Genomic DNA, 23,101 nt, shown 5'->3' with positions numbered 1-23,101 from the left:
GCCCGGCTCTACAGTTGCCATCAGGCTTCGTTGCTGCCGGCGTCGCGCAGCGCGCCGAGGAAGGCGCGCAGCGAGGCCGGCTTGATCGGCTTGGTCAGCACCCGATAACCCCGCTCGCGAGCCATCCGCTTCAGCTCATCGCGACCATCGGCAGTGAGCAGGGCACCGGGCAGCGGATATCCCGCCGCCTCGCGCAGTGCCACCAGCGCGTCCAGGCCATCCATGCGGTCATGCAGGTGGTAATCCACCAGCATCACCTGCGGGCGCTCGGCAATCTTTTCCAGCGCCTGATCGACGGTGGCGGCGGTGATCACCTGCACCTGCCAGCGACCCAGCAGCGCACGCATGCCGTCGAGGATTTCCTCGTCATTGTCCACGCACAGCACGCGCAGGCCGGCCAGCGAATCGCTGCGCACCGGCGTGGCGGCCACCTGGACCGCCGTGGCAGGCTCGGTGTAGCCCGGCAGAGGCGCCACGCGCGGCAGGATGATCGAGAACATCGACCCGCTGCCGACGCGGCTGCGTGCGTTGAGCCGATGGTCCAGCAGGCGCGAGATGCGCTGGCAGATCGACAGGCCCAGGCCCAGGCCCTGCTCGCCCCAGTCGAAGGGCTGCTGGTAGCGATGGAACTCATCGAAGATCTGCCGCATGTGATGCTCCGGGATGCCGGGGCCGGTATCCCACACCTGCAGTTCCACTTCCTCGCCCCTGTGGCGCACGGCCAGCACGATGCGGCCCTGCCGTGTATAGCGCAGCGCGTTGGCCAGGAAGTTCTGCAGCACGCGCCGCAGCAGGCGCCGGTCGCTGCGCACCCATGCCGGGCGCGCGAACAGATCCAGGCGCAGGCCACGGCCGGCGGCAACCGGCGTGTACTGTGCGGCCAGCTCGCGCATCAGCGCGCTGACGTCGAACTCGCCGATGACCGGATGCAACCCACCTGCATCCAGCCGCGATACGTCCAGCAGGCCATCCAGCAGCTCCTCGGCCGCGCGCAGCGAGGCGTCCACGCGCTCGGCCAGATGCTTCTGCTCGTCGCTCACATGAACGCTGTCACGCAGCGCCGAAGCGAACAGGCGCGCGGCATTGAGCGGCTGCAGCACGTCGTGGCTGATCGCGGCCAGGAAGCGGGTCTTCGACTGCTGGGCGGCTTCAGCTTCGTGGGAGCGCTCGGCGACGCGCTGTTCCAGCGTTTCGTTGGCTTCCAGCAGCGCCTTCTCGGCGTGCTTGTAATCGGTGATGTCGTTGTAGCTGGTCACGTAGCCGCCGCCAGGCAGGGCCTGGCCACGCATCTCGATCACCTTGCCATCGCTGCGCGTGCGCTCGAACACATGCGGTGAACCGGCGCGCATGTAGCCGATGCGGCGGTTGATCTGCACCTCGATGTCGCCCTCGCCCAGCTCCCCCCGTTCGGCGTTGTAGCGGATCAGGTCGGCCACCGGGCGGCCCACGTACAGCATGCCGTCGGGGTAGCCGAACATGTCCTGGTAGCGGCGGTTCCACGCCGTCAGGCGCATGTCCGGATCGACCACGCTGACACCTGCACTGATGTTTTCCAGCGTGGTGGACAGGATCTCGCGGTTGAAGCGCAGTTCCTGCCCGGCTTCGTCCAACACCGCCACCACCTCACCCAGGTCCATGCCGGAGCCGCGCAGCAGGCTGGTCAGGAGCAGGCGCGCGGAGGCGGCACCGATGGACGCGGCCAGCAGGCGCTCGGTGAACTGCACCCAGGGCCGGTCGGCCGGCGCGGAAGACTGCAGTTCGCGGCCCAGCGACTGCGCCTGCTCGAAGAACGAACGCCGCGCATGACGCTCGCCCACCACGCGCGAGGCCAGCGCCAGCAGGTCGCCCACATGCACGTGGCCGGGCCAACCGCCGGCGACCGAGGGGCGCTCGGCGTACGGATCGAGGAAGGGCGCAGCACGCAGTCGCTCGTCCACCCCCGGCCGCCAGCGTGCGGACACCAGCATCATCGTTGCTGCATTGACCAGCAACGACCAGAAGGTACCGTGGGTCAGCGGATCCCAGCCGGTCATGCCGAACAGCTGCTGCGGGCGCAGCCATTCGATGCCGAACGGACCCTGCTGGACCCAGCCGGCGTCGACCCATCCCGCCATGGTCATCGCCGGCAGCAACAGGGTATAGAGCCAGGTGGCGAAGCCGAGCAGCATGCCGGTTTCCACGCCGCGGCGGCTGGCGCCACGCCAGTACAGGCCGCCGATCAGGCCAGGTGCGAACTGCGCTACCGCGGCGAACGCCATCAGGCCGTAGGACGCCAGGGTGCTGTCGTTGCTGCTGCTGCGGTAGTAGCTGTACGCCATCAGCGCGAGCAGCAGGATCGCCAGGCGGCGGATCCACAGCACGCGCGAGGCCACGTCGGCTGCTTCCTGGTGATCGCCACTGCGGCGCAGCAGCACCGGCATCACCAGATCATTGCTGACCATGGTGGCCAGCGCGATGGATGAGACGATGACCATGCCGGTGGCCGCAGAGAAGCCACCCACATAGGCGACCAGCGCCAGTGCGTTGCGGCCTTCGGCCAGCGGCAGCGCCAGCACCATCGCATCGTCGGCGACGCTGCCGCCGGTGCCGAACAACGTGACGCCCGCGGTGGCGATGGGCAGCACCATCGCCGAGATCAGCACCAGGTAACCACCGAACATCCAGCGTGCGCGGCGCACGTCGCGTACATCGCCACATTCCACCACCGCGACATGGAACTGGCGCGGCAGGCAGACAATGGCGAGGAAACTGAGCAGGGTCTGCGAAATGAATCCCACCGGCGGCAAACCGGTGAACAGCGTATGCACCGACTCGACCACCGCATCGGTGCGGTCGGTCAGCCACACATAGGCGAATACGCCAACGGCGAGCATCGCCAGCAGCTTGATCACCGATTCCAGCGCGATCGCCAGCATCATGCCGTGGTGATGCTCGGTGGCATCCACCTGGCGCGTGCCGAACAGCGTGGCGAACAGGGCCATCAGCAGGGCGACATACAGTGCGGGATCGCTGAAGAAGCCGGTCGGGCCGGTGTTGCCGGTCAGCACCTGCAGGCTCATCGCCACCGCTTTGTACTGCAGGGCCAGGTAGGGAACGATGCCGATCAGGGCGATGATCGCCACCAGCGCGGCCAGGCGCCGCGAGCGGCCGAAGCGCGAGGAGATGAAATCGGCGATGGACACCACGTTCTGGCTGCGGGCGATCAGGGCCAGGCGCTCGATGATGCGCCAGCCGAACAGCAGCAGCAGCAGCGGCCCGATGTAGATCGGCAGGTAGCCGATACCGTTGCGCACGGCGGTGCCCACCGCGCCATAGAAGGTCCAGGACGAGCAGTACACGGCCAGCGCCAGGCTGTAGACCACCGGCCGCAGCCAGGGCCGGTCCGGGTACATCGGCCGACGGTCGCCCCACCATGCCACGCCGAACAGCAGTGCGGCATAGGCAACCGAGACCAGCAGAAGGATCCAGCTGGAGACCACGCGCGCGTTTCCGTCAGAGGAACCCGCAGTGTAGGCCAGAGGCGGCCAGACGTACGGGCTCGTTGGGGGCAACACCCCCCCACCGGCGTGGGGGGCCTACGCGGTGCGGGCCACGACCGGGGTCGTGGCCGGCGTCTTACTGGGCCGGAACGCCCATTTCCTTCAACAGTTCCGGCGCCGGGTAGACCTTGGCCAGCAGCCAGCGCAGATAGCGCATGTCCACGTGCACGGCGCGCTTGTAGCGCGGATCGAACCACCAGCTGGCACTGACCGATTCCCAGTTGCTGTCGAAGTTCAGGCCAATCAGTTCACCCTTGGCATTGAGCACGGGCGATCCCGAGTTGCCGCCGGTGGTATCGAGGTTGGTCAGGAAGTTGACGGTCTGTGTCTTCAGGGCCGGATCGGCCGTGCTGCCGAAATCACCCTTGGCGACGGCGGCCAGCAGCGGAGCCGGCGCATCGAAGGGATAGGCGTTGGTGTTCTTCTCGACGATACCGGCCACCGTGGTCACCGGCGAGTAGGTCACGCCGTCACGCGGGTGCAGTGCCTCGACCTTGCCGTAGCTGATGCGCAGGGTACGGTTGGCATCCGGGTACACCGCGCGGCCCTGCTTGGCACGCCAGGCGAACAGCGCCTGCATGTAGGCCGGGCGCAGGCGCAGCTGCTCGCCTTCGCGGGTCTTGCTCTCGTTCTCGATGCGCAGCTGCGCCGCCACCAGCGGGCCGGCCACTGCGATCAGCGGATCGGGTGCCAGGGCCTTGCCTTCGCGCGCAGCGGCGAAGCGCGAGAGACGCTGCGCCTCGTCGCCCAGCCGGGTGCTGGCGTAAAGCGTGTCCAGCGCCTGCGCCAGTTGCGCCGGGGTGCGGCCGAAGGCGGCATCGAACTCGGCCACGCGCTGCGCGTCCGGCAACTGCTGGTATCGCGTAAGCAGGGTGGTCAGCAGCGCCTTTTCGACCTCCGCTGCATACCGACGCTGCACCTGCTTGAGTACGCCCTCGATCATCGCCTGGTCGCGCTGCTGGTAACCGCTTTCGCGCTGTGCATCCGGCTTGGCCGACTCGATGCGCAGGCGTTCCAGCAGCAGCGCCGAGCGCAGCAGCTGGCTCTGGTTGGCCATCTGCTCCAGCAGCAGGTCGCGCTCACCCACCGCCGCACCCTGCGAGAGATTGGCCAGCAACGCCTGGATGTCACTCCGGTACCGGCGGTCGGTGGCCGCCAGCATGGCCGACTCGTCGGCAGCGCGCTGCGCCTTGGCATCGCTGCGCAGCAGGCCTTCCAGCTCACCGGCGGCGCGCTTGCGGTTGTTCTTCAGCGACTGCAGCTGCGAAGCGTAACGGGTACGCGCCTGCGCGTCCTTGGCAGTTGCCACCTCGATGGTGTCGATCATCTGCTGGAACACCGATACCCGGCGCGGCAACACCGCATCGACCTGGCTGGCGAACTCGGCCGCGGTTCGGTGGCGGTAGGTGATGCCCGGGTAACCGGCCAGCATCGCGTAATCGCCCTCCTTCGGACCTTCAACGGACATCTTCAGGTGCGCCGGTGGCTGATAGGGCACGTTGTCCTTGCTGTACGCGGCCGGCTTGCCATCCTTGCCGACATAGGCACGCAGCAGAGTGAAATCGCCGGTATGGCGCGGCCACATGAAATTGTCGATCTCGTCGCCATAGTTGCCGATCGCACGCGGCGGCGCGTAGACCAGGCGCACATCGCTCAGTTCCAGCTGGGCGATGCGGTAGAAATCGGTGCCGTAGTACATGTTGGCCACCGAGCAGCGCACGCTGCCGTCCTTCTCGCACTCCGCCACGATCTGCTTGCTGGCCGCATCGACCGCATCGAAGTACGCACGGCCGGTCTTGCCGCGGGCATTGGCCAGCACCTGATCGGTCACCTTGTCGAAACCAACGGTGACCAGCACGCGGAAGTCCGGATTGGCCGGCCGCTCGTCGGCGCGCCCCTGGGCGATGAAGCCGTTGTCGATCAGGTTGTGCTCGGGCGAACTGTTGTACTGGATCACGCCCATCGCCACATGGTGGTTGGTCAGCAGCAGTCCGTCGGCGGAAACGAACGAACCGGTGCCGCCGCCGGCCCGCACCACGGCGCTCAGCGGCGGTGCGGTGACGTTGGCAAGGTCGGCCGGATCGCCCTTGAAGCCCGCTGCGCGCAGCGGCTTGGCCAGCTCCGGCAGCTGGGTCGGCATCCACATGCCTTCATCGGCATGGGCGCCCGCAGCGAGGGTGAGGCCCAGGGCCAGGGCGGCAGGAAGGGTTTTGCGTGGCGACATGAGGCGATCCGGTACGACAGAACAGCCCGGGACCATAGCCGCTGGGGCCGGCAGGGGCAACGGCCGATGGTTGGGGGCCGGGCGCGGCCCGGCGCTACCGGTCGATGGCGGCGGGTTACTTCTCCCGCCGCCAGTTGATCGAGCCGCGGTTTTCCACCGTGCTCGACTCCACTTCCACGTCGAAACCGCGGCGCAGCAGATACTTCAGGGTGATCACCGAACCGGCGCCGACCAGCGATACGCCATAGCCCACATACAGCTTGGGCGAGATGTACTTGCCCACGCCGATCACCGATCCGCCCAGCGCGCGCGACTGGCTCACGCCCGCATCGTCCAGGCCCAGCTTGGCCCCCAGCTGCGATGCCAGCAGGCCGCTGCCGGCCGACAGTGCGGCCGAGGCTGCATTGACCTGCTGGGCCTGGTCGCTGCTGGCACCGGTGAGGCTGCGGCCCAGCACCAGATAGGCCAGCGCTTCGGACTGCGACATCGCCGGGTCGGACCACACGTCCGCACGCGGCTGCTGTGCACGGCCGGTCACGTCGATGCCAGCAGTGACATCACCGATCCGGCGCTCGGCGCGGATGTTGATGCGCGGGTCGGATACGGCGTTGTAGTTCCAGTTGAGGTTGCCGCGGGTGATGGTCAGGTCCTGGCCATAGGCCTTGTAGCGGCCACTGACCTCCAGCCCGCCATTGGCGGTCATCTCGCGACCGGGCTTGGCCCAGACCTGCATCTTGCCGGTCAGCGCGCCCTTCAGGCCGAAGCCGGTCATCTTCACCTTGTCGCCCAGGCTGACGGTCAGGTCCATGTCCAGCGGCGAGGTGCGCGATTCCTCCGGATCGGCCGGGTCCAGCACCACCACGTCCTCGGAAACCGACGTGCCGCGATCCAGCCGCTCAAGATCGATGTCCGCCTCCGGCACATGCACGGTGCCACGCAGCTCCATCGCAGCCTTGGCCAGGGTGAAGTCCAGATTGGGGTTGGCGACGATGCGCAGTTCGCTGGTATTGGACACCAGCACGTTCTCGCCGTGGATCTTCAGCTGCAGCGGCTGCGCATCACCGAACCAGGACAGGCCGCCATCGACATACAGCGTGCCCTGGCCCGAGTTGGCCTGCGCGGTGATCTTGGCCGAGCCGTCGGGCTGGGCGACGAAGCTGCCCTTGCCCTGGTCGAACGTCAGCCCCAGCGCGGGGAATTCGCCCTTGAAATTGCTCAGCTGCGCGTCGCCGCCCAGCGATGGCTGGCCACGGGTACCGCGCAGGCTGACGTGGCCCTCGATCAGGCCGGTCGGGCGCACGATGTCCGGCGAGAACAGCTCCAGCCAGTACAGCCGCGACATGTTGAGGTAGAGCTCACCGTTCAACGGCGCGCTGGCTTCCCAGCCGGTCTGCATCCTGGCATCGACGAAGCCGTTGCCCTGGAAGCCCATGCCCAGATAGCCCTTGATGCTGGCCGGGGTCATGTCCAGCTTCAGCGAGAACTGGTCATAACGCACCAGTTCGCCCCGGGTGCTGTCGCCACCGACGTTGCGGTTCTCGCCCAGGCGCACCCCGCCCTCCAGCGAACGCACTTCGACGTGTCCTTCCCACGCATTGCCGCGCGGCCGGATCTGCGCATCCAGACCGAGCTCGCCGCGCAGGTAGATGCGACGTCCGGACTGCGGCGGCAGCCACGGCTGCACCAGTGCCAGCGGCAACGCATCGCCGCGCACCACCAGGCCCTCGCGCGGCCAGTTCGCCTGCGCACAGAGCGCCCCGCTGCTGGCGGCAGCCAGGCAGGCCTCGGCCAGCGTGTAGCTGCCATTGTTGATGGCGAAGGCGGCCGGCGCGCGCAGCGCCCAGGCATCGCCCTTCACCGGTGCGATACGCAGCGAAGCCAGTTCGCCCCGCCATTGCTGGCCCTGCTGGCGCAGGCTGCCCTGCAGGTCGATCGCGCCCAGTTCGTTGCGGGTCTGTGCCGCCAGGCGCAGGTTCGACACGCTGCCCTGCGCATCGATGTTCAACCGTTCCAGCAGCATGCCGGCGTTGACCTGCTGTCCCTGCACGGCCAGCGTGCCGCTGTCGCCACGCCACGGCAGTCGCCCCTTGATGCTCAGGCTCTCGGCGCCATAGCCGTCCCAGTTGAGGTTGTTGCCGACCAGGTCCGCGGTGATGTCCGGTGCGTCACGCGGGCCGGTCACCTGTACCTGCCCGCGCAGGCCGCCATCGGCGCCAGGCAGCAGGTCGCTCAGCTGCAGCGGTTCGAAACGTGCGTCGATGTCCAGGCGGTCGCCCACCTTGCCCGAGGCGGTGACCCGGCTGCTGCCGACGGCCAGCTTCAGCTCGCCCTGGCCCTGTTCGCCCTGCAGCGCGAACTTGCCCTGCGCATCAAGGTTGCGCTGACGCAGCACGCCCTTCAGCGACGGCAGATCGACCGTGGCTTCCAGCGTGCCGGCAGTACCCGGCGGGGCATTTGCCGGCGGCGGCAGCTGGCGGCCCTTGGACGCCAAATTGCCCGACAGCCGGCCATTCCATCCAGGCACGAAATAGCCCGGATCGAAGTCGTTCAATGTGGCCTTGGCATCCCAGTCCAGCTGCGGGGCCCATGCCACCTGGCCCTCCACCTGCAACTGCCCGCCGGGCGTCTGCGCCTGCAGCTCGCGGATCGAGGCCGCCTGGTCGTTGCCGCGCACGTCGAAACGCAGCTGCGCCTTCTGCTGCTCACGCTCCACGTCGGCACGACCGATCGCAGCCCATGCCTTCAGCGTCCCTGCCAGGCCGAAGCGGGCTTCCTTCAGTGTCACCGGTACGGGCGGACCACCGACGGTGTTCGGATCCTCCGCCGGCACCCAGGTCAGATCATGGGCGATGACCGAGAAATCGAGTTTCTGCTGGTCTTCCTGGCTGAAATCAGCGGTACCTTCCAGGCGTGCCTCGCCCCCCAGTCCCTTCACCACCAGCGGCGAGACCTTCAGCACCTGGTCCTGCAGCGAGATGACCGAGGGCGCCAGCTCCAGCGCCTGCTCGCCCTGCTTCACCGTGCCGCGCAGCTGGGCGTTGCCGCCCTTGCCGGTGGCGCTGAAATCCAGCGCGAGTGGCGCGATGGCCGAACCCGCGAGCGCTGGCGACAGCAGAGCCGGGTCCAGTTCGTCGCTGCGCACGGTCGCGCTCCAGCTCGGATCGGTCCGCCCGTCAAACACCAGCATCGCATGCAGCGGTTTGGGCGCGCGCCCGGCCACGGCCACTTCCATGTGCGCCAGATTGCCCCGTGCAACCAGGCCGAGCGTGGCGGCCGTGCGCCCACGCGGCGCCGGCAGCACCGCGGTGACGGTCACGTCGGTGTCGTAGTCCTTGGCCGGGATGTAGCGGCCCTGGGCGGTGAAGTTGCCCATATCGCTGTCCACGACCAGCGCGCGCGCCTGGAATTCGCCGTTGGCGATTTCCACGCCGCCGCGCACGCGGCTGATGTCGATCACCGGTTCACCGGCCTGGGTCACCCGGAAACCGTCGATGGCGATGGCGTCGGCCTGGATGGCCAGCGGCATCTCGATCTGCGGCAGCGAGTCCGGCCACGACGGCAGCTTGAACGGCTCCTCGCTCTTGGCCAGGTTCAGCGAGGCATTGGTCAGTTCCAGCCTGTCGAGCAGCAGTTTGCGGCCCAGCAGCGGGCGCAGGTCCGGCTCCAGGTACGCGCGCTCGGCATGGAAGTGGATGTCGTCATAGCGGAAGTCGACGTTGTGGAGCGTCAGCGGGCCGGCCACCGGTCCTTCCACCTTGTCCCAGGTGAAGCTGGCACCCACCGGCAGGCGCGCGACCACCTGCGCCAGCAGCACGTCACGGCCGGCCACGGTCTGCAGCAGCCAGTACAGCAGCAGCAGGCCGAGCAGGACCAGACCCAGCACGCCCACGCCGGACCATGCCCAGAAGCGGCGGCGGCGATAGAAGCGCACGCGCGGCGGCGGTGTTCCCGGGGTCTGTGCGGGCGTGCTCACAGGTCCGCTCCGATATTCAGATACAGCTGGAACTGCGAATCCGGGTTGTTCAGGCCGTGGGCCACGTCGATGCGCACCGGGCCCACCGGCGACTTCCAGCGCACGCCGAAGCCCACACCGGTATGCAGGTCGATGGTGTTGTCGAAGGCACTGCCGGTATCGACGAATACCGCCGCACCCCAGGGGCCACCGTTGAAGTAGTGCTCGTACTCGGCCGAGCCGATCACCAGGTTCTTGGCACCCAGCGCGTACTTGTCCGGCGCGGGCGTGCGCGGGCCCACCTCGCGGTAGGCATAGCCACGGATGCTGCGGTCACCGCCAGCGAAGTAGCGCAGGCTGGGTGGCATCGCCACCAGATCGCTGGTCCAGGTGGTGCCCCCCTCGCCACGCAGGATCAGGCGGTTGCTTTCGCCCACCGGAACGTACCAGCGAAGCACGGCATTGGCCTGCACGAAGCTGGTATCGGAACCGGCGCCTTCAACGCCCGCGCGCACGGTGGCCGTGCCGCTGATGCCTTTGCGCGGGAACATCTCGTCATCGACATTGACGTAGTCGGCCACCAGCTGCGGATAGACCAGCGTGGAGGTGTTGTAGACCGCGTCGGTGAACTCGGTACCCGATGCATAGCGCCAGCGCTCGCGCAGCGCGTTGACCGACGCGATCGCGGTCCAGTATTCGTTGATCTCGCCGCTGCGGCTGGCGATCAGCTTGAAGTTGCGCAGGTCGATGTAGTCGGTCTGCTCGTCGTAGGCGCTGGCGGCGAAGGTATACCAGCCATCAAGCCAGGCGAACGCGGGAATCCGGTAGCTGGTCACCAGGCTCTTGCGCTTCTGCGCATAGTCCAGCTGGGTGTTCATCTTGTGGCCGCGGTTGTTGAGGAACCGCCGCTCGACACCGCCGCGTACACCGGGACCACTCTCGCTGCCGTAGCTCAGGCCCGCGGTGTAGATCGTGCGCTTGGCACGGGTCAGCTTGACGTCGACCGGCACCTCACCATTGTCGTCGGCCTGGTCCGGCCGCGGCTGGATGTCGATCACGCTGAAGTAGTCGAGCTTGGTCAGCGACTCGCGCAGCCGGTCCAGCTTGCCTTCGTGGTAGTAGCTGCCCTGTTCCCAGTACACCAGCGGATCGAACAGCTTGTCGACGAAGTAATCCTGCTCGAACCGGACCGGGCCCATGTTGTAGCGGCGGCCGCTGTCCCAGGTCAGGTCGATGTCCGCGGCGTTGTCGGCGCGGGTGATCTGTACCTGGCGCTGGGTGTAATCGGCATCGAAGTAGCCACGCTCGGCCAGGCGGCGGGTGATGGTGATCTTGCTGGCTTCGTACTGGGTATGTTCGAAACGCTGGCCCTTGCGCGGCTTGAAGGCGGTCAGGTCATCCTGCAGGTACTGGTCGTACATGGCCGGGCCGGTGATGTCGATGTGCTCGCGCCGCACCGTCACCGGCGTGCCCTTGTCGACGTGGATCAGCACCTGCACATGCTCGTCCTGGCGCGGCGCCTCCACCGTGATCACCGGGTTGTAGTACCCGAACGGCTCCAACGCCTGCCGGGTCTGCCGCTCGGCCTGTGACAGCAGGTACTCCAGCCGCGATTCACCCTGCTCCTTGCCGATCGTGTCGTACAGCGTGAGCGATTCCTGGATGTTCTCGATGATCGCGGCGTCGTCGCCCTTGTCCAATCCCTTGATGTCCACCTTGTCGATGGTGCCGCGCGCGTGGGCCACGGGGGTGGCGACCAGCGACAGGACCATCAGCGGCAGGGCGTATTTCTTTGGCTGCATGCGGCACAGCATACCGACCCAACGTGACGATGCGAAATGCATCACGCCTTCAGGCATCGGTTGTTAAGTGGCGGTCAAAATACGCGTTACCGACATCATCCGCATGATGTCGGTAACGCCGGGCCATGCCCGGCGGCTTCTTCCAGCACCACACCGCGCGTTCGCCGGGCGTGGCCCGGCGTGACCACTCAGCTCGACAGATGCTCGATCGCGGCGACCTTGCCCAGTCGCTCGCCCAGCAGGGTCAGCAGCGCCAGGCGATTGCCGCGCAGTGCGGGGTCTTCGGCATTGACCATCACACCATCGAAGAATGCATCGACCTGCGGGCGCAGGCGGGCCAGGCGGGCCAGCACGGCCACGTAGTCCTTCTGATGCAGGCTGGCGCCCGTGTCGTCGATGGCGGCGGTGACGGCTTCGGCCAGCGCGCGCTCGGCCTCCTCCTGCAGCAGCGACGGGTCGATCTGGCCCGGAATGTCGCCTTCAGCCTTACGGAGGATGTTGCGGATGCGCTTGTTCGCGGCGGCCAGGGCCTCGGCCTCGGGCAGCGCTGCAAACGTGCCGATCGCGTCGAGGCGGCGATCGAAGTCGTACAGCGACGCCGGCTTCAGTTCGGCGACCGCGTTGAAGTGGGTGGCCGGCACGCCCTTGTCGGCGTAATAGCCCTTCAGGCGATCCAGGATGAAGTCGTACAGCTCACCCACATCGGCCTGCACGCCACGCGCAGCCAGGCCCTGGTTGGCGCTGGCCAGCAGCGCGCGCAGGTCCAGCTCGAAGCCACTCTCGATGATCGTACGGGCCAGGCCCAGTGCGTTGCGGCGCAGGGCAAAGGGATCCTTGTTGCCGGTCGGCTTCAGGCCCGCCGCGAACCCGCCGGCCAGTGTGTCCACACGCTCGGCGATGGCCAGCACCTTGCCCAGCGGCGACAGCGCGATGTCATCGCCACCGAAGCGCGGCTGGTACGCCTCGTCGAGGGCCAGCGCCACGTCCGGCGATTCTCCGCCCGCCACCGCGTAATGGCGGCCGGCGATGCCCTGCAGTTCCGGGAACTCGTTGACCATGCGCGACTGCAGGTCGTTCTTGGCCAACTCCGCGCTGCGGCGGGCCTGCACCGGATCGGCACCCACCTGCACGGCAACCGCTTCGGCCAGCGCCGCCACGCGCGCGACCTTGTCCGCCACGCTGCCCAGCTTGGCCTGGTAGGTCACGGTCTTCAGGCCCTCGCCCATCGCGGCCAGCCCCTGCTTCAGGTCTTCATCGAAGAAGAACTTGGCATCGGCGAAGCGCGGGCGGATCACGCGTTCGTAGCCCTTGGCCACTTCGGCCACATCCTTCGACTCGATGTTGGCGATGCCGATGAACTGCTCGGTCAGCGTGCCCGCGTCATCCAGCACCGGGAAGAACTTCTGGTTGATCTCCATCGTTTCGATCAACGCTTCCTGCGGCACGGCCAGGAAGGCGCGCTCGAAGCTGCACAGCACTGCCGAGGGCCACTCGACCAGGTTCACCACCTGCTCAAGATTGTCCTCGGTGATGCGCGCACTGCCGCCAGCCTTGCCGGCGGCGGCTTCGACCTCGGCGACGATGCGCGCGCGGCGCTCGGCCGGGTCGACCAGCACATGGGCCGCGCGCAGCGATTCGACGTAGTCCTGCGGCTGGGTCAGCCACACGGTCTTGTCATGGTGGAAGCGATGGCCACGGCTCATGCGGTCGGCCTTGAGGCCGAACACCTCGGCCGCGACCACGTCCTTGCCGTGCAGCAGCACCAGCCAATGCACCGGCCGCGCGAAGCCCCACGGGTGGTCGCCCCAGCGCATCGGCTTGGGGATCGGCATGGCGGCGATGGCCTCGCGCAGGATCTCGGGCAGCAGATCGGCGGTGCTCGCGCCCGGCGTCACCGCGCGATGCACGAAACGCTCACCCTTGTTGTCGGTGGTCTTCTCCAGCGCGGTCCAGTCGATGCCGGCCTTGGCGGCGAAGCCCTGCAATGCCTTGGTCGGCTGGCCTTCGGCATCCAGCGCGATGTTCAGGTACGGGCCCAGCACTTCGCTGTGCTGCTCCGGCTGTTCCAGGCCGACGCCCGGCAGCAGCACGGCCAACCGGCGCGGGGTGGACAGCGGACGTGCATCGCCCGTGTCCAGCGCAATGCCGCGCTTGCGCAGGCCTTCGACAACACCGTCGAAAAACGCCTGGGCCAGGCCCGGCAGCGCCTTGACCGGCAACTCCTCGGTGCCCAGTTCGATCAGCAGGGGGGACAATTGGCTCATCGGTTCGATCCTGTGGTGGGGGGCGCAGCGCGCAACGCGTCCGGCGCCCCGGGGGTGATGAAAAGCAGGGTGGGAGAGCGGCCGTCAGGCTTTCTTCGCGCCCGGGAAGCCCAGCTTCTCGCGCTGCTCGTAGTAGGCCCGGGCCACCGCCTGGGCCAGCGCACGCACGCGCAGGATGTAGCGTTGGCGTTCGGTCACGCTGATGGCGCGGCGCGCATCCAGCAGGTTGAACGTGTGGCTGGCCTTCATCACCTGCTCGTAGGCCGGCAGCGGCAGGCCCACTTCGACCAGCTTCTGCGCCTCGCGCTCGCAGGCGTCGAAGCGGTGGAACATTTCTTCCACGTCGGCATGCTCGAAGTTGTAGGTGCTCTGCTCCACCTCGTTCTGGTGATAGACGTCACCGTAGGTCACCGGCTGCCCGTCCGGCCCGTAGGTCCACACCAGGTCGTAGACGTTGTCGCAGTTCTGCAGGTACATGCACAGGCGCTCGAGACCGTAGGTGATCTCGCCCAGCACCGGACGGCACTCCAGGCCACCGGCCTGCTGGAAGTAGGTGAACTGGGTCACTTCCATGCCGTTGAGCCAGACCTCCCAGCCCAGGCCCCAGGCACCCAGGGTCGGCGACTCCCAGTTGTCCTCGACGAAGCGCAGGTCGTGCACCAGCGGGTCGATGCCCAGCGCCTGCAGCGAATCCAGGTACAGCTGCTGGATGTTGTCCGGCGCCGGCTTCATCGCCACCTGGTACTGGTAATAGCGCTGCAGGCGGTTCGGGTTCTCGCCGTAACGGCCGTCGGTGGGACGGCGCGAGGGCTGCACGTAGGCCGCGTTCCAGCCTTCCGGACCGATCGCACGCAGGAAGGTCGCCGGGTGGAACGTACCGGCGCCCACCTCCAGGTCGAGCGGCTGGATGAGCACGCAGCCCTGCTGGGCCCAGAACTGGTTCAGGGTCTGGATCAGGCCCTGGAAGGTGATCGGAACGGTCGGGGTCGCGGACATGCGGACGATTCTTGGCCGGCAAGGGGGTGCGCTAGTATAACGGCCGACCTGCGGGGCATTCCGTACCCGGGAGGAGCAGGCAGATGGAACATCGGCTGCCGGCGGGCACGCCCGGCGAGCCCGGCGCGGTACCGCTGCCGTGGGGCCGCCTGCTGTTTGAACAGGTCTCGGCCGCACTGCTGGCCGATGGCCTGGTGGCCGGGCAGGACCGCGAGCGCGTGCGGTTTTCCGCGCAGGGCGCCCGCAACGCCAGTGAAGTCCATCCGCTGGTACTGCTGTCCAACCTCAAGCTTGCCGCCAGCGACGGCGGAGAACTGACCCTGGAACGCCTCACCGAGTGGTTGGCGCGGCGCACCGGCACCCGCTACCTGCGCATCGACCCGACCCGCGTCGATGTGGCGGCGGTCACGGCCCTGGTTTCGCACGCCTATGCGCGCCGCCATCGCTTCCTGCCACTGGCGGTGGACGCCGAACGCGTGCTGGTGGCCACCAGCGAACCGCTGGTACAGGAATGGCGCCGCGACCTGCAGCACCTGACCCGCCGCCGCATCGAGCTGGCCGTGGTCAATCCGCTGGACCTGCACCGCTACACCATGGAGTTCTACGGCGTCACGCGCTCGGTGCGTGGCGCGCGCGGCGACGTGCGCGGCGAGGTGAACACCGCCCTGCCCAGCTTCGAGCAGCTGGTCGAGCTCGGCCGCACCGGCGACGTCAATGCCGACGACCAGCACATCGTGCACATCGTCGACTGGCTGCTGCAGTACGCCTATGAGCAGCGTGCGTCGGACATCCACCTGGAACCGCGCCGCGACATGGGCCGCATGCGGTTCCGCATCGATGGCGTGCTGCACAAGGTGTTCGAGGTGCCTCCGGCGGTGATGACCGCCGTGGTCAGCCGCATCAAGGTGCTGGGCCGCATGGACCTGGCCGAGCGTCGCCGGCCGCAGGATGGCCGCATCAAGACCCGGTCACCGGGTGGGCGCGAGGTGGAAATGCGCCTGTCGACCATGCCCACAGCGTTCGGCGAGAAGTGCGTGATGCGCATCTTCGACCCGGATGCGGCGTTCAAGAGCATCGACCAGCTGGGTTTCAGCCCGCAGGAGGCTGCCGGCTGGAACGCCCTGGTCGAGCGTCCGCACGGCATCGTGCTGGTGACCGGCCCGACCGGCTCCGGCAAGACCACCACCCTCTACTCCACGCTCAAGCGCCTGGCCACCCCGGACGTGAACGTGTGCACGGTGGAGGATCCGATCGAGATGATCGCGCCGGAGTTCAACCAGATGCAGGTGCAGACCAACATCGACCTGGACTTCGCCAGCGGCGTACGCACCCTGCTGCGGCAGGATCCGGACATCATCATGATCGGCGAGATCCGCGACCTGGAAACCGCGCAGATGGCGGTACAGGCGTCGCTGACGGGCCATCTGGTGCTGTCCACCCTGCACACCAACGACGCCCCCTCGGCCATCACCCGCCTGCTCGACCTGGGCGTGCCGCATTACCTGCTGGCCTCCACCGTCAACGGCATCCTCGCCCAGCGCCTGGTGCGCACCCTGTGCCCGCACTGCAAGCAGCCGCATACGCTCGGTGCCGCCGATTGGGCGGTACTGGCTGATAGCCATGCCGCATATCCAGATGCCGCCACGCCCTGTCGGCCGGTCGGTTGCCTGGAGTGCCGGCGCACCGGTTTCCTCGGCCGCATCGGCCTGTATGAGTTGCTGCCATTGGGTTCGCGGCTTCGCGCGCAGATCCGCGCCGACATGGATCTGGCCGGTTTCAGCCGTGCCGCCCGTGCCGAGGGCCTGCGGACCCTGCGCCAGGCGGGGCTTGAAAAGGTGGCGCAGGGGCTGACTACAATCGAGGAAGTCCTGTCTGTCCTGCCGCCCCCGGATGAACCCAGCGCCCTTCCTGATTCTTGAAACCGGCCGTCCAGTGCCCTCGCTGCGTCGTTATGGGCGTTTCCCGCACTGGATCCGCGTCGCCGCCGGCCTGGAAGAACACGAGACGGTGGTGGTCGATGTCGAACACGGCGGCGTCCTGCCCGACCCGCGCGCGTTCGCCGGGGTGATGGTGACCGGCTCGGCCGCTTTCGTCACCGACCACGCCGACTGGAGCGAGCGCAGCGCGGCGTGGCTGCGGCAGGCCGCCCACGATGACGTGCCGGTGTTCGGCATCTGCTACGGGCACCAGCTGCTGGCGCATGCGCTGGGCGGCGAAGTGGCCTACAACCCGGCCGGACGCGAGTCGGGCACCATTGAACTGGAGCTGCAGCCGCAGGCAGCACAGGACCCCCTGTTCCAGGGGCTGCCGCAGCATTTCGCGGCACACGCGACCCATCTGCAGACCGTACTGCGTGCCCCCGAGGGGGCCGCCGTGCTGGCACGGTCGCCGCAGGATGGCTGCCATGCCTTCCGCTGGGGCCGGCAGGCGTGGGGCGTGCAGTTCCATCCCGAGTTCGCCACCCACCACATGCGCGGCTACGTGCGTGCGCGGGCCGACTGCATCGGCCGCCATGGTGGCTGCGCCCGCAGCATCGAGCGCGCGGTCAGCGCCGCCCCCCTGGCCCGGCAGCTGCTGCGCCGTTTCGTCCGCCAGGCACGGCAGTCTTCAGCCCAGCCGGCGGCAAAACAGGGATAATCGGCGGCGCGGGTACTGCCCGCTCCCCTTCTGTCCTCTCCGGATGTCCATGAAAGAGATTCGCAAGCTGCCGGCCTCGGCGGGCGCCCAGTGGTTGCTGGATACGTTCTCCCTGTACCGGCGTGCACCGCTGCAGCTGGCGCGGATCGGCCTGACCTGGATGCTGGTCAGCTGGGTGGTCACCCTGCTGTCCACCCTGGTGCCCGGCGCGCTCGGTCTGGCCGTGCAGCTGATGACCCTGGCCGTCTCGCCGATCATGTTCGGCGGCATGCTGTACGCCATGGGCGAGATCGACGATGGCCGGCCCGGCCTCGTCACCCACCTGCTGCAGCCGATCCGTGACCACCGCGTCAGCCACCTGCTGGTGCCGCTGGCGATCCAGGTGCTGGTGGTCCTGCTGCTGGGCGTGCTGCTGTACCTGATGATCGGTCGCGAAGGCTTCGCCGCCTTCAGCGACGTCATGGCACGGATGGAAGAGATCGCCCGCAGCAACCAGCAGGTCAGCCCCGAAGCCGCCGCCGAACTGGTCGCCCAGCTGCCGGCCACGCGCATCGCACTGTGGATGCTGCTGGTGTTCGTGACCGCCATCGCCCTGACCCTGGCGATGTTCACCCAGCCAGCGCTGGTGGTGTTCGACAAGCAGAGCGGCATGCACGCGCTGCGCCTGAGCCTGCAGGGCTGCATCGAGAACATCGCGGCGATGGCGGTGTTCGCCGTGCTCGGCGTGATCGCCGCCTTCTGCGGCTACATCCTGTTCGTGATCGTGATCCAGATCGCGATGCTGCTGGGGGGGCAGATGGTGGCTGTGTTCATCGCACAGCTGCTGCTGACCACCGTGGTGATGCCGCTGTACGTCGGCGCGGTGTATGCCGCCTGGAAGCAGATGTTCGTGCACCGTGGCAGCCGTGGCGCTCCGCCGGTTCCGGCCACGCCGCCGGCGAACGACGTCTTCCACGCCTGAGCACGCCCAACGGTAGCGCCGGGCCATGCCCGGCGGGCTCTACCCATGCCGGGCATGGCCCGGCGCTGCCGCATCACGCGGCGGGCTTCTTCACCACCGAGGACGGCACCAGCCATCGCGCGGCATGGATGCCCAGTTCGTACAGCAGGCACATCGGGATCGCCAGCATCAGCTGCGAGACCACGTCCGGCGGCGTCAGCACGGCCGCCACCACGAAGATGCCCACGATCGCGTAGCCACGGCCCTCCTTGAACTGCTGCGGCGTCACCCATCCCAGCAGTACCAGGATCACCATCGCCACCGGCAGCTCGAAGCTGCCACCGAAGGCGAAGAAGATCGCCAGCACGAAATCCAGGTAAGCGTTGGCATCCGGAGTGATCGCGATCACATCGGGGCTGAAGGTGGTGAGGAAGTGGAACACCGCCGGCAACACCAGGAAATACGCGAAGGCGCAACCGGTGTAGAAAAGCAGCACCGACGACACCAGCAGGGGCACCGCCAGGCGTTTTTCGCGGGCATACAGTCCCGGCGCGACGAAGGCCCACAACTGGTACAGCAGCCACGGCACCGCCACGAACAGCGCGACGAAGAAGGTCAGCTTCAACGGAGCGAAGAAGGCGCCGGCCGGGTTGGTGGCGATCATCGTCTGGCCGTTCGGCAGCTGCGAGACCAGCGGTTCGGCTAGCGCGTTGTACAACTTCTGGGTAAAGGGCAGCAGTGCCAGCAGCACCACGCCCAGGCCCAGCAGCGCACGCACCAGGCGGCCGCGAAGCTCCACCAGATGCTCAACCAGCGAGCTCTCGCCGAAATCCTGTTCGCTCATCGGCCGCGCTCCTCGCTCTGCGACGCTGGCACCGGACGGGTGTCGTCTACATCCGCTGCGGATGCAGCGGACGCCCCGCCGGCATCGGCCGCAGTGCCGTCGCCCATGGACGCGGGAGGCGCAGCCTGCTGTGCCTGGCTGACATGCGGCGGCAGGTCCGCCGGCGCCGGTGCCCGCGTCTCCTGCGCCAGCGCATCACCCTGCTGCTGTGCCTGCGCGGCTTCGCGCCGGATCGCCTCGCCGCTGGCACGCAACTGGTTCTCGGTGTCCTGCATGCCCTGCCGCACGTCCTGCATCTGCCGCTTGATCTCTTCGGCCTGCAGTTCGCGCTCCAGTTCCTGTTTCACCGAGTCCCACTGATTGCGGGCACGACGGACCCACAGGCCGGCAAAACGGGCCGCCTTGGGCAGACGCTCGGGACCGAGCACCACCAGGGCGACCACCGCAATGACCAGCAGTTCGCTGAAGCCGATATCAAACACCGCGACCGCTCCGGATCAGCGTGCGTTGCGGTCGTGCTCGTCCTGCGCGGTGCGCGAGGCGTCCTGGCTGCGCGTCTCATCGCCCAGCTGCGCGTTCGGCTTGTCCTCGTCGCGCATGCCCTTCTTGAATTCCTTGACCGCCGAACCGAGGTCCTTGGCGCCGCTGGTCAGACGCTTGGTGCCGAACACCAGCAGGACGATGGCCAGCACGACCAACCAATGCCAGATGCTGAAACTGCCCATAAAGACGCTCGTTACGTTAGTGATCAGGCTGTCGAGCATAGCGCACCGGCCGTTAGCCGGCGCGCGTGACGAAAGTCAGTTCCCGCCCAGCGTCTCCGTGCGGATTTCGCCTTCATTGACCGGCTGGAAGCCCTGCTGCTGTGGCGGCGGGTTCTGCGGCACGTTCTGCAGGGGCGCGGTGGTGGCTTCCGCCGGGACCGCCGGGGCTGCCTGAACAGGCGGCGGTGCGACCGTCGGCGCCGGAGCCGGACGCGAGGCCGTGCCACCATTGCCACTGCGGTTGTTGCGCGCGGCATAGGTCGCCTCCTCCAGGCGATCACGGAAGGCAACCACATCCATCGACGGCGCACCTGCTGCCCGGCCCTCGAAGATCATGCGCGGCGTGGTGTTGCTGCCATAGGCGTCAAGGTTGGCGGCATCGTCGATCTGCAGCACCGCACCGTCCAGGGCGACGCCGGCGAACAGGCCACGCGCACGCGACCACGACCAGATTTCGGCCTTGAGCTGGCCGTCGGTGGCCGCGGCCGCATTGCGGCCGACCGGACCGGCCGCCACACCGGCATCGGCGCCCAGGGTGAACTTGCCGTTGACCAGGTTGTCCAGGCTGCGGTCGTTGCGGAACACCAGCACCACGTCTGATGACTGCACGCCGGCCTGGAAGCCAATGCTGCCGCCGGTGAGCTTGACGAAGACCGGGTTGGACCAGGCGCCGTTCGGCATGCGGACCGACATCAGGCCATGTCCACGGCGGCCACCAATGACCAGGCCTGCCTTGATCGTGTCGGGAATGACGATGACCGCGCGGCCTTCGTCGAGCAATTTGTCCGGAATCCCCTGCTCAGGGATTTCCTGGATTTCAGCCAGCACACGCACCGCGTTGCGGGCGCGCTGGTCTTCCTGCGGCCCGGCCATGGCCTGGCTGGACAGCAGGCTGGCAGCGATCAGCAGGGCTTGGATCGGGCGACGCATGGCAGGCTCCAGAAGTCAGTCCATAGGAAGATATAGCAAGTGACTGAAATTAGTAGTGTTGTGATGAATCGGCAATGAGCGTCATCGGTCCCGCATCGGAGATGACTATGCCTGCGATGCAGATCCTGCATCCCGATACAGCGGCAGATCGGCGACAATGAGACCCATGCTCGACGCACCCGATACCGCCGTGCTGGCGGTCAACCTAGGCACGCCCGAGACGCCGACGGCCCCCGCCGTACGCCGTTACCTGGCTGAGTTCCTGTCCGACCCGCGCGTGGTGTCGATTCCGGCGCTGCTGTGGCAGCCGCTGCTGCGCGGCCTGATCCTGCCATTGCGCAGCGGCCGCTCGGCCGCCAAGTACGCCCAGGTCTGGCTGCCCGAGGGCTCGCCGCTGATGGTCCATACCCGGCGGCTGGCGCAGGCCATGCAAGCTCTGCTGCCGACCCTGCGCGTGCGCCATGCGATGCGCTATGGCGAACCCGCATTGACCGCGGAACTGGACCGGCTGGCGGCGGAAGGCGTGCGGCGCATCGTCGTGCTGCCGCTCTATCCCCAGTACTCGACCACCACCACCGCATCGGTGGAGGATCGTGTCGATGCCTGGCAGCGCAGGAATCCGGCCATCACGGTCAGCCTGGTACAGGACTACTCGGTCGACCCGGACTGGGTCGCGGCCGTGGCAGCCTCCATCCAGCGCTACTGGCAGGCGCATGGCCGTGGTCAGAGGTTGATGTTCTCCTTCCACGGCATTCCACAGCGCCTGGCCGATGGCGGTGATCCCTATCCGCAGCGCTGCGAAGCCAGTGCGCAGGCGATCGCCAATGCGCTGGGCCTGGATCGTAGCGAGTGGCAGCTCGGCTACCAGTCGCGATTCGGGCGCGAGCGCTGGTTGCAGCCGTACGCCGAACCCAGCCTGTGGGCGCTGGCCGAGGCCGGCGTGAAGCAGATCGACGTGGTCTGCCCCGGCTTTGCCACCGACTGCCTGGAAACGCTGGAAGAAGTCGAGATGGGGTTCACTGAAACCCTCGCCGAACGCGGCGCACGGATGCGTTACATCCCCTGTCTCAACGATGGATCCGAGCACGCGCGTGCGTTGGCGCGGCTGGCCGTGGCCTCGCTGGCATGAGCCTGCAGGGGTTCGAACTCGAGGTCGGCGGCGCGCGCGTGGCCGGCCTGCGCAATCACGGGGACGGCCCGCGTGTGCTCGCCCTGCACGGATGGCTGGATAACGCCGCCAGCTTCGTGCCACTCGCACCGCATCTGCCCCATCTGGATCTGGTGGCCATCGACCTGCCTGGCCATGGCCACAGCGCCCATCTCCCGGCCGGCGCCAGCTACACCACCGCTGCCGCGATCTGCCACGTGCTTGACGTGGCCGACGCGCTGGGCTGGGAGCGTTTCAGCCTGCTCGGCCACTCGATGGGCGCGGGCATCGCCAGCCTCACTGCGGCGGTCAGTGACCGCATCGAACGCCTGGTCGCCATCGAAGCGCTGGGTGGCCTGCGGGGACCGGAAGAGGACACCGCGCATCGGCTGCGTGAGCATGTGACTGCCACGCGCGCGCTATCGCGCAAGCAGCTCAGGGTCTTTCCCGATCTTGCCGCGCCGATCCGCGCGCGGATGATGACCAACCAGCTCAGTGAAGGCTGCGCGCGCCTGCTGGTCGAGCGCGGGGTCGAACCCGTAGAGGGCGGCTATCGCTGGTGCAGCGATCCGCGCCTGATGCTGCCCACCGCCATCCGGCTCAGCGAGGGCCAGATCGACAACCTGCTGCAGGCCATCGCCTGCCCTACGCAGGTGATCTACGCGACTCCCGCGCAGTCGTACTATCCCGAGCCGATGCGCAGCGAGCGACTGCAGCACCTGCGCGACGGGCGCCTGGCCGTGTTTCCGGGCAACCATCACCTGCATATGGAAGCGCCTGCGCAGATCGCGGCAGTGATCCAGCCGTTTCTGGGGCACGACAACGCCGGCTGAAACATCGGCTGTTGAAACGCATAAAGAAAAACCCCGCTGCGTGAGCAGCGGGGTTTTGGGTATAAACCCTGGCGATGACCTACTCTCGCATGGCTTGAGCCACACTACCATCGGCGCAGCTGCGTTTCACTTCCGAGTTCGGGATGGGATCGGGTGGTTCCACAGCGCTAATTTCACCAGGGAGGCTTTTGGAGAGTCGCACTCGTCCCGATGGGACAAGGCGCCAGCC

15 protein-coding genes and 1 rRNA gene are annotated in these 23,101 nt (G+C 67.7%); 5 read left to right on the top strand and 11 right to left on the bottom strand.

Annotated features, from left to right (window positions below):
* Window positions 1–20: 20 nt before the first annotated feature.
* The 6 genes from ACVOJ1_RS12270 to glyQ form a co-directional block, all read right to left on the bottom strand.
* On the bottom strand, window positions 21–3,479 hold the full coding sequence (locus tag ACVOJ1_RS12270) for a hybrid sensor histidine kinase/response regulator (RefSeq protein WP_053517694.1): 3,459 nt from the start codon (window positions 3,477–3,479) through the stop codon (window positions 21–23).
* 136 nt (window positions 3,480–3,615) lie between these two features.
* Window positions 3,616–5,763: a S46 family peptidase gene (locus ACVOJ1_RS12265; protein WP_346480490.1), complete on the bottom strand. Its 2,148-nt coding sequence runs from the start codon at window positions 5,761–5,763 to the stop codon at window positions 3,616–3,618.
* Window positions 5,764–5,878: 115 nt separating this feature from the next.
* Window positions 5,879–9,736: a translocation/assembly module TamB domain-containing protein gene (locus tag ACVOJ1_RS12260; RefSeq protein ID WP_346480489.1), complete on the bottom strand. Its 3,858-nt coding sequence runs from the start codon at window positions 9,734–9,736 to the stop codon at window positions 5,879–5,881.
* On the bottom strand, window positions 9,733–11,529 hold the full coding sequence (locus ACVOJ1_RS12255; RefSeq protein ID WP_053517726.1) for an autotransporter assembly complex protein TamA: 1,797 nt from the start codon (window positions 11,527–11,529) through the stop codon (window positions 9,733–9,735). Before ACVOJ1_RS12255 ends, ACVOJ1_RS12260 begins: the two co-directional genes overlap by 4 nt.
* Window positions 11,530–11,705: 176 nt before the next feature.
* On the bottom strand, window positions 11,706–13,781 hold the full coding sequence (glyS, locus tag ACVOJ1_RS12250; protein WP_346480488.1) for a glycine--tRNA ligase subunit beta: 2,076 nt from the start codon (window positions 13,779–13,781) through the stop codon (window positions 11,706–11,708).
* An 84-nt stretch (window positions 13,782–13,865) separates the two neighbouring features.
* Window positions 13,866–14,777 carry a glycine--tRNA ligase subunit alpha gene (gene glyQ / locus ACVOJ1_RS12245; RefSeq protein WP_053517689.1) on the bottom strand — a complete coding sequence of 304 codons (912 nt, stop codon included), beginning with the start codon at window positions 14,775–14,777 and terminating at the stop codon, window positions 13,866–13,868.
* Between the two features lie 83 nt (window positions 14,778–14,860).
* Here glyQ and ACVOJ1_RS12240 point away from each other — a divergent pair, with 83 nt between their 5' ends.
* The 3 genes from ACVOJ1_RS12240 to ACVOJ1_RS12230 are packed head-to-tail and all read left to right on the top strand — an operon-like array spanning window position 14,861 to window position 18,375.
* Entirely contained in the window at window positions 14,861–16,696 is a 1,836-nt protein-coding gene (locus ACVOJ1_RS12240) for a GspE/PulE family protein (RefSeq protein WP_111187173.1), read from the top strand.
* Complete coding sequence (locus tag ACVOJ1_RS12235) at window positions 16,668–17,414, top strand: glutamine amidotransferase (RefSeq protein ID WP_053517686.1); 747 nt, start codon at window positions 16,668–16,670, stop codon at window positions 17,412–17,414. The genes ACVOJ1_RS12240 and ACVOJ1_RS12235 overlap by 29 nt, the downstream gene beginning before the upstream one ends.
* 49 nt (window positions 17,415–17,463) lie before the next feature.
* The gene (locus tag ACVOJ1_RS12230; protein ID WP_053517685.1) at window positions 17,464–18,375 is read left to right on the top strand and encodes a BPSS1780 family membrane protein; all 912 of its coding nucleotides are present in this window, start codon (window positions 17,464–17,466) and stop codon (window positions 18,373–18,375) included.
* Between the two features lie 73 nt (window positions 18,376–18,448).
* On the opposite strand, the gene tatC is transcribed toward ACVOJ1_RS12230, so the two are convergent.
* From tatC to ACVOJ1_RS12210, 4 genes are all read right to left on the bottom strand, one after another.
* The gene (tatC, locus tag ACVOJ1_RS12225) at window positions 18,449–19,198 is read right to left on the bottom strand and encodes a twin-arginine translocase subunit TatC (protein WP_010482410.1); all 750 of its coding nucleotides are present in this window, start codon (window positions 19,196–19,198) and stop codon (window positions 18,449–18,451) included.
* Window positions 19,195–19,680: a Sec-independent protein translocase protein TatB gene (gene tatB / locus ACVOJ1_RS12220; RefSeq protein ID WP_065181400.1), complete on the bottom strand. Its 486-nt coding sequence runs from the start codon at window positions 19,678–19,680 to the stop codon at window positions 19,195–19,197. Before tatB ends, tatC begins: the two co-directional genes overlap by 4 nt.
* A 15-nt stretch (window positions 19,681–19,695) precedes the next feature.
* The gene (tatA, locus tag ACVOJ1_RS12215) at window positions 19,696–19,923 is read right to left on the bottom strand and encodes a Sec-independent protein translocase subunit TatA (protein ID WP_053517682.1); all 228 of its coding nucleotides are present in this window, start codon (window positions 19,921–19,923) and stop codon (window positions 19,696–19,698) included.
* Between the two features lie 75 nt (window positions 19,924–19,998).
* Window positions 19,999–20,892, bottom strand: coding sequence for a lipid-binding SYLF domain-containing protein (locus ACVOJ1_RS12210; protein ID WP_111187172.1), 894 nt, complete (start codon window positions 20,890–20,892; stop codon window positions 19,999–20,001).
* A 166-nt stretch (window positions 20,893–21,058) separates the two neighbouring features.
* Between ACVOJ1_RS12210 and hemH the strand changes: the two genes are divergently transcribed.
* A complete protein-coding gene (hemH, locus tag ACVOJ1_RS12205) occupies window positions 21,059–22,021 on the top strand; it encodes a ferrochelatase (protein ID WP_111187171.1) in 963 nt (320 codons plus the stop codon).
* Complete coding sequence (locus tag ACVOJ1_RS12200) at window positions 22,018–22,872, top strand: alpha/beta fold hydrolase (protein ID WP_111187170.1); 855 nt, start codon at window positions 22,018–22,020, stop codon at window positions 22,870–22,872. The genes hemH and ACVOJ1_RS12200 overlap by 4 nt, the downstream gene beginning before the upstream one ends.
* Window positions 22,873–22,938: 66 nt before the next feature.
* Here the strand turns inward: ACVOJ1_RS12200 and rrf are convergent.
* Window positions 22,939–23,053, bottom strand: a 5S ribosomal RNA gene (gene rrf, locus ACVOJ1_RS12195).
* Between the last annotated feature and the right edge of the window lie 48 nt (window positions 23,054–23,101).

The organism is Stenotrophomonas sp. STEN225 (assembly GCF_056756445.1).
Note: the sequence above shows the minus strand (reverse complement) of the source record. Positions and strands in the feature narration are given on the sequence as shown.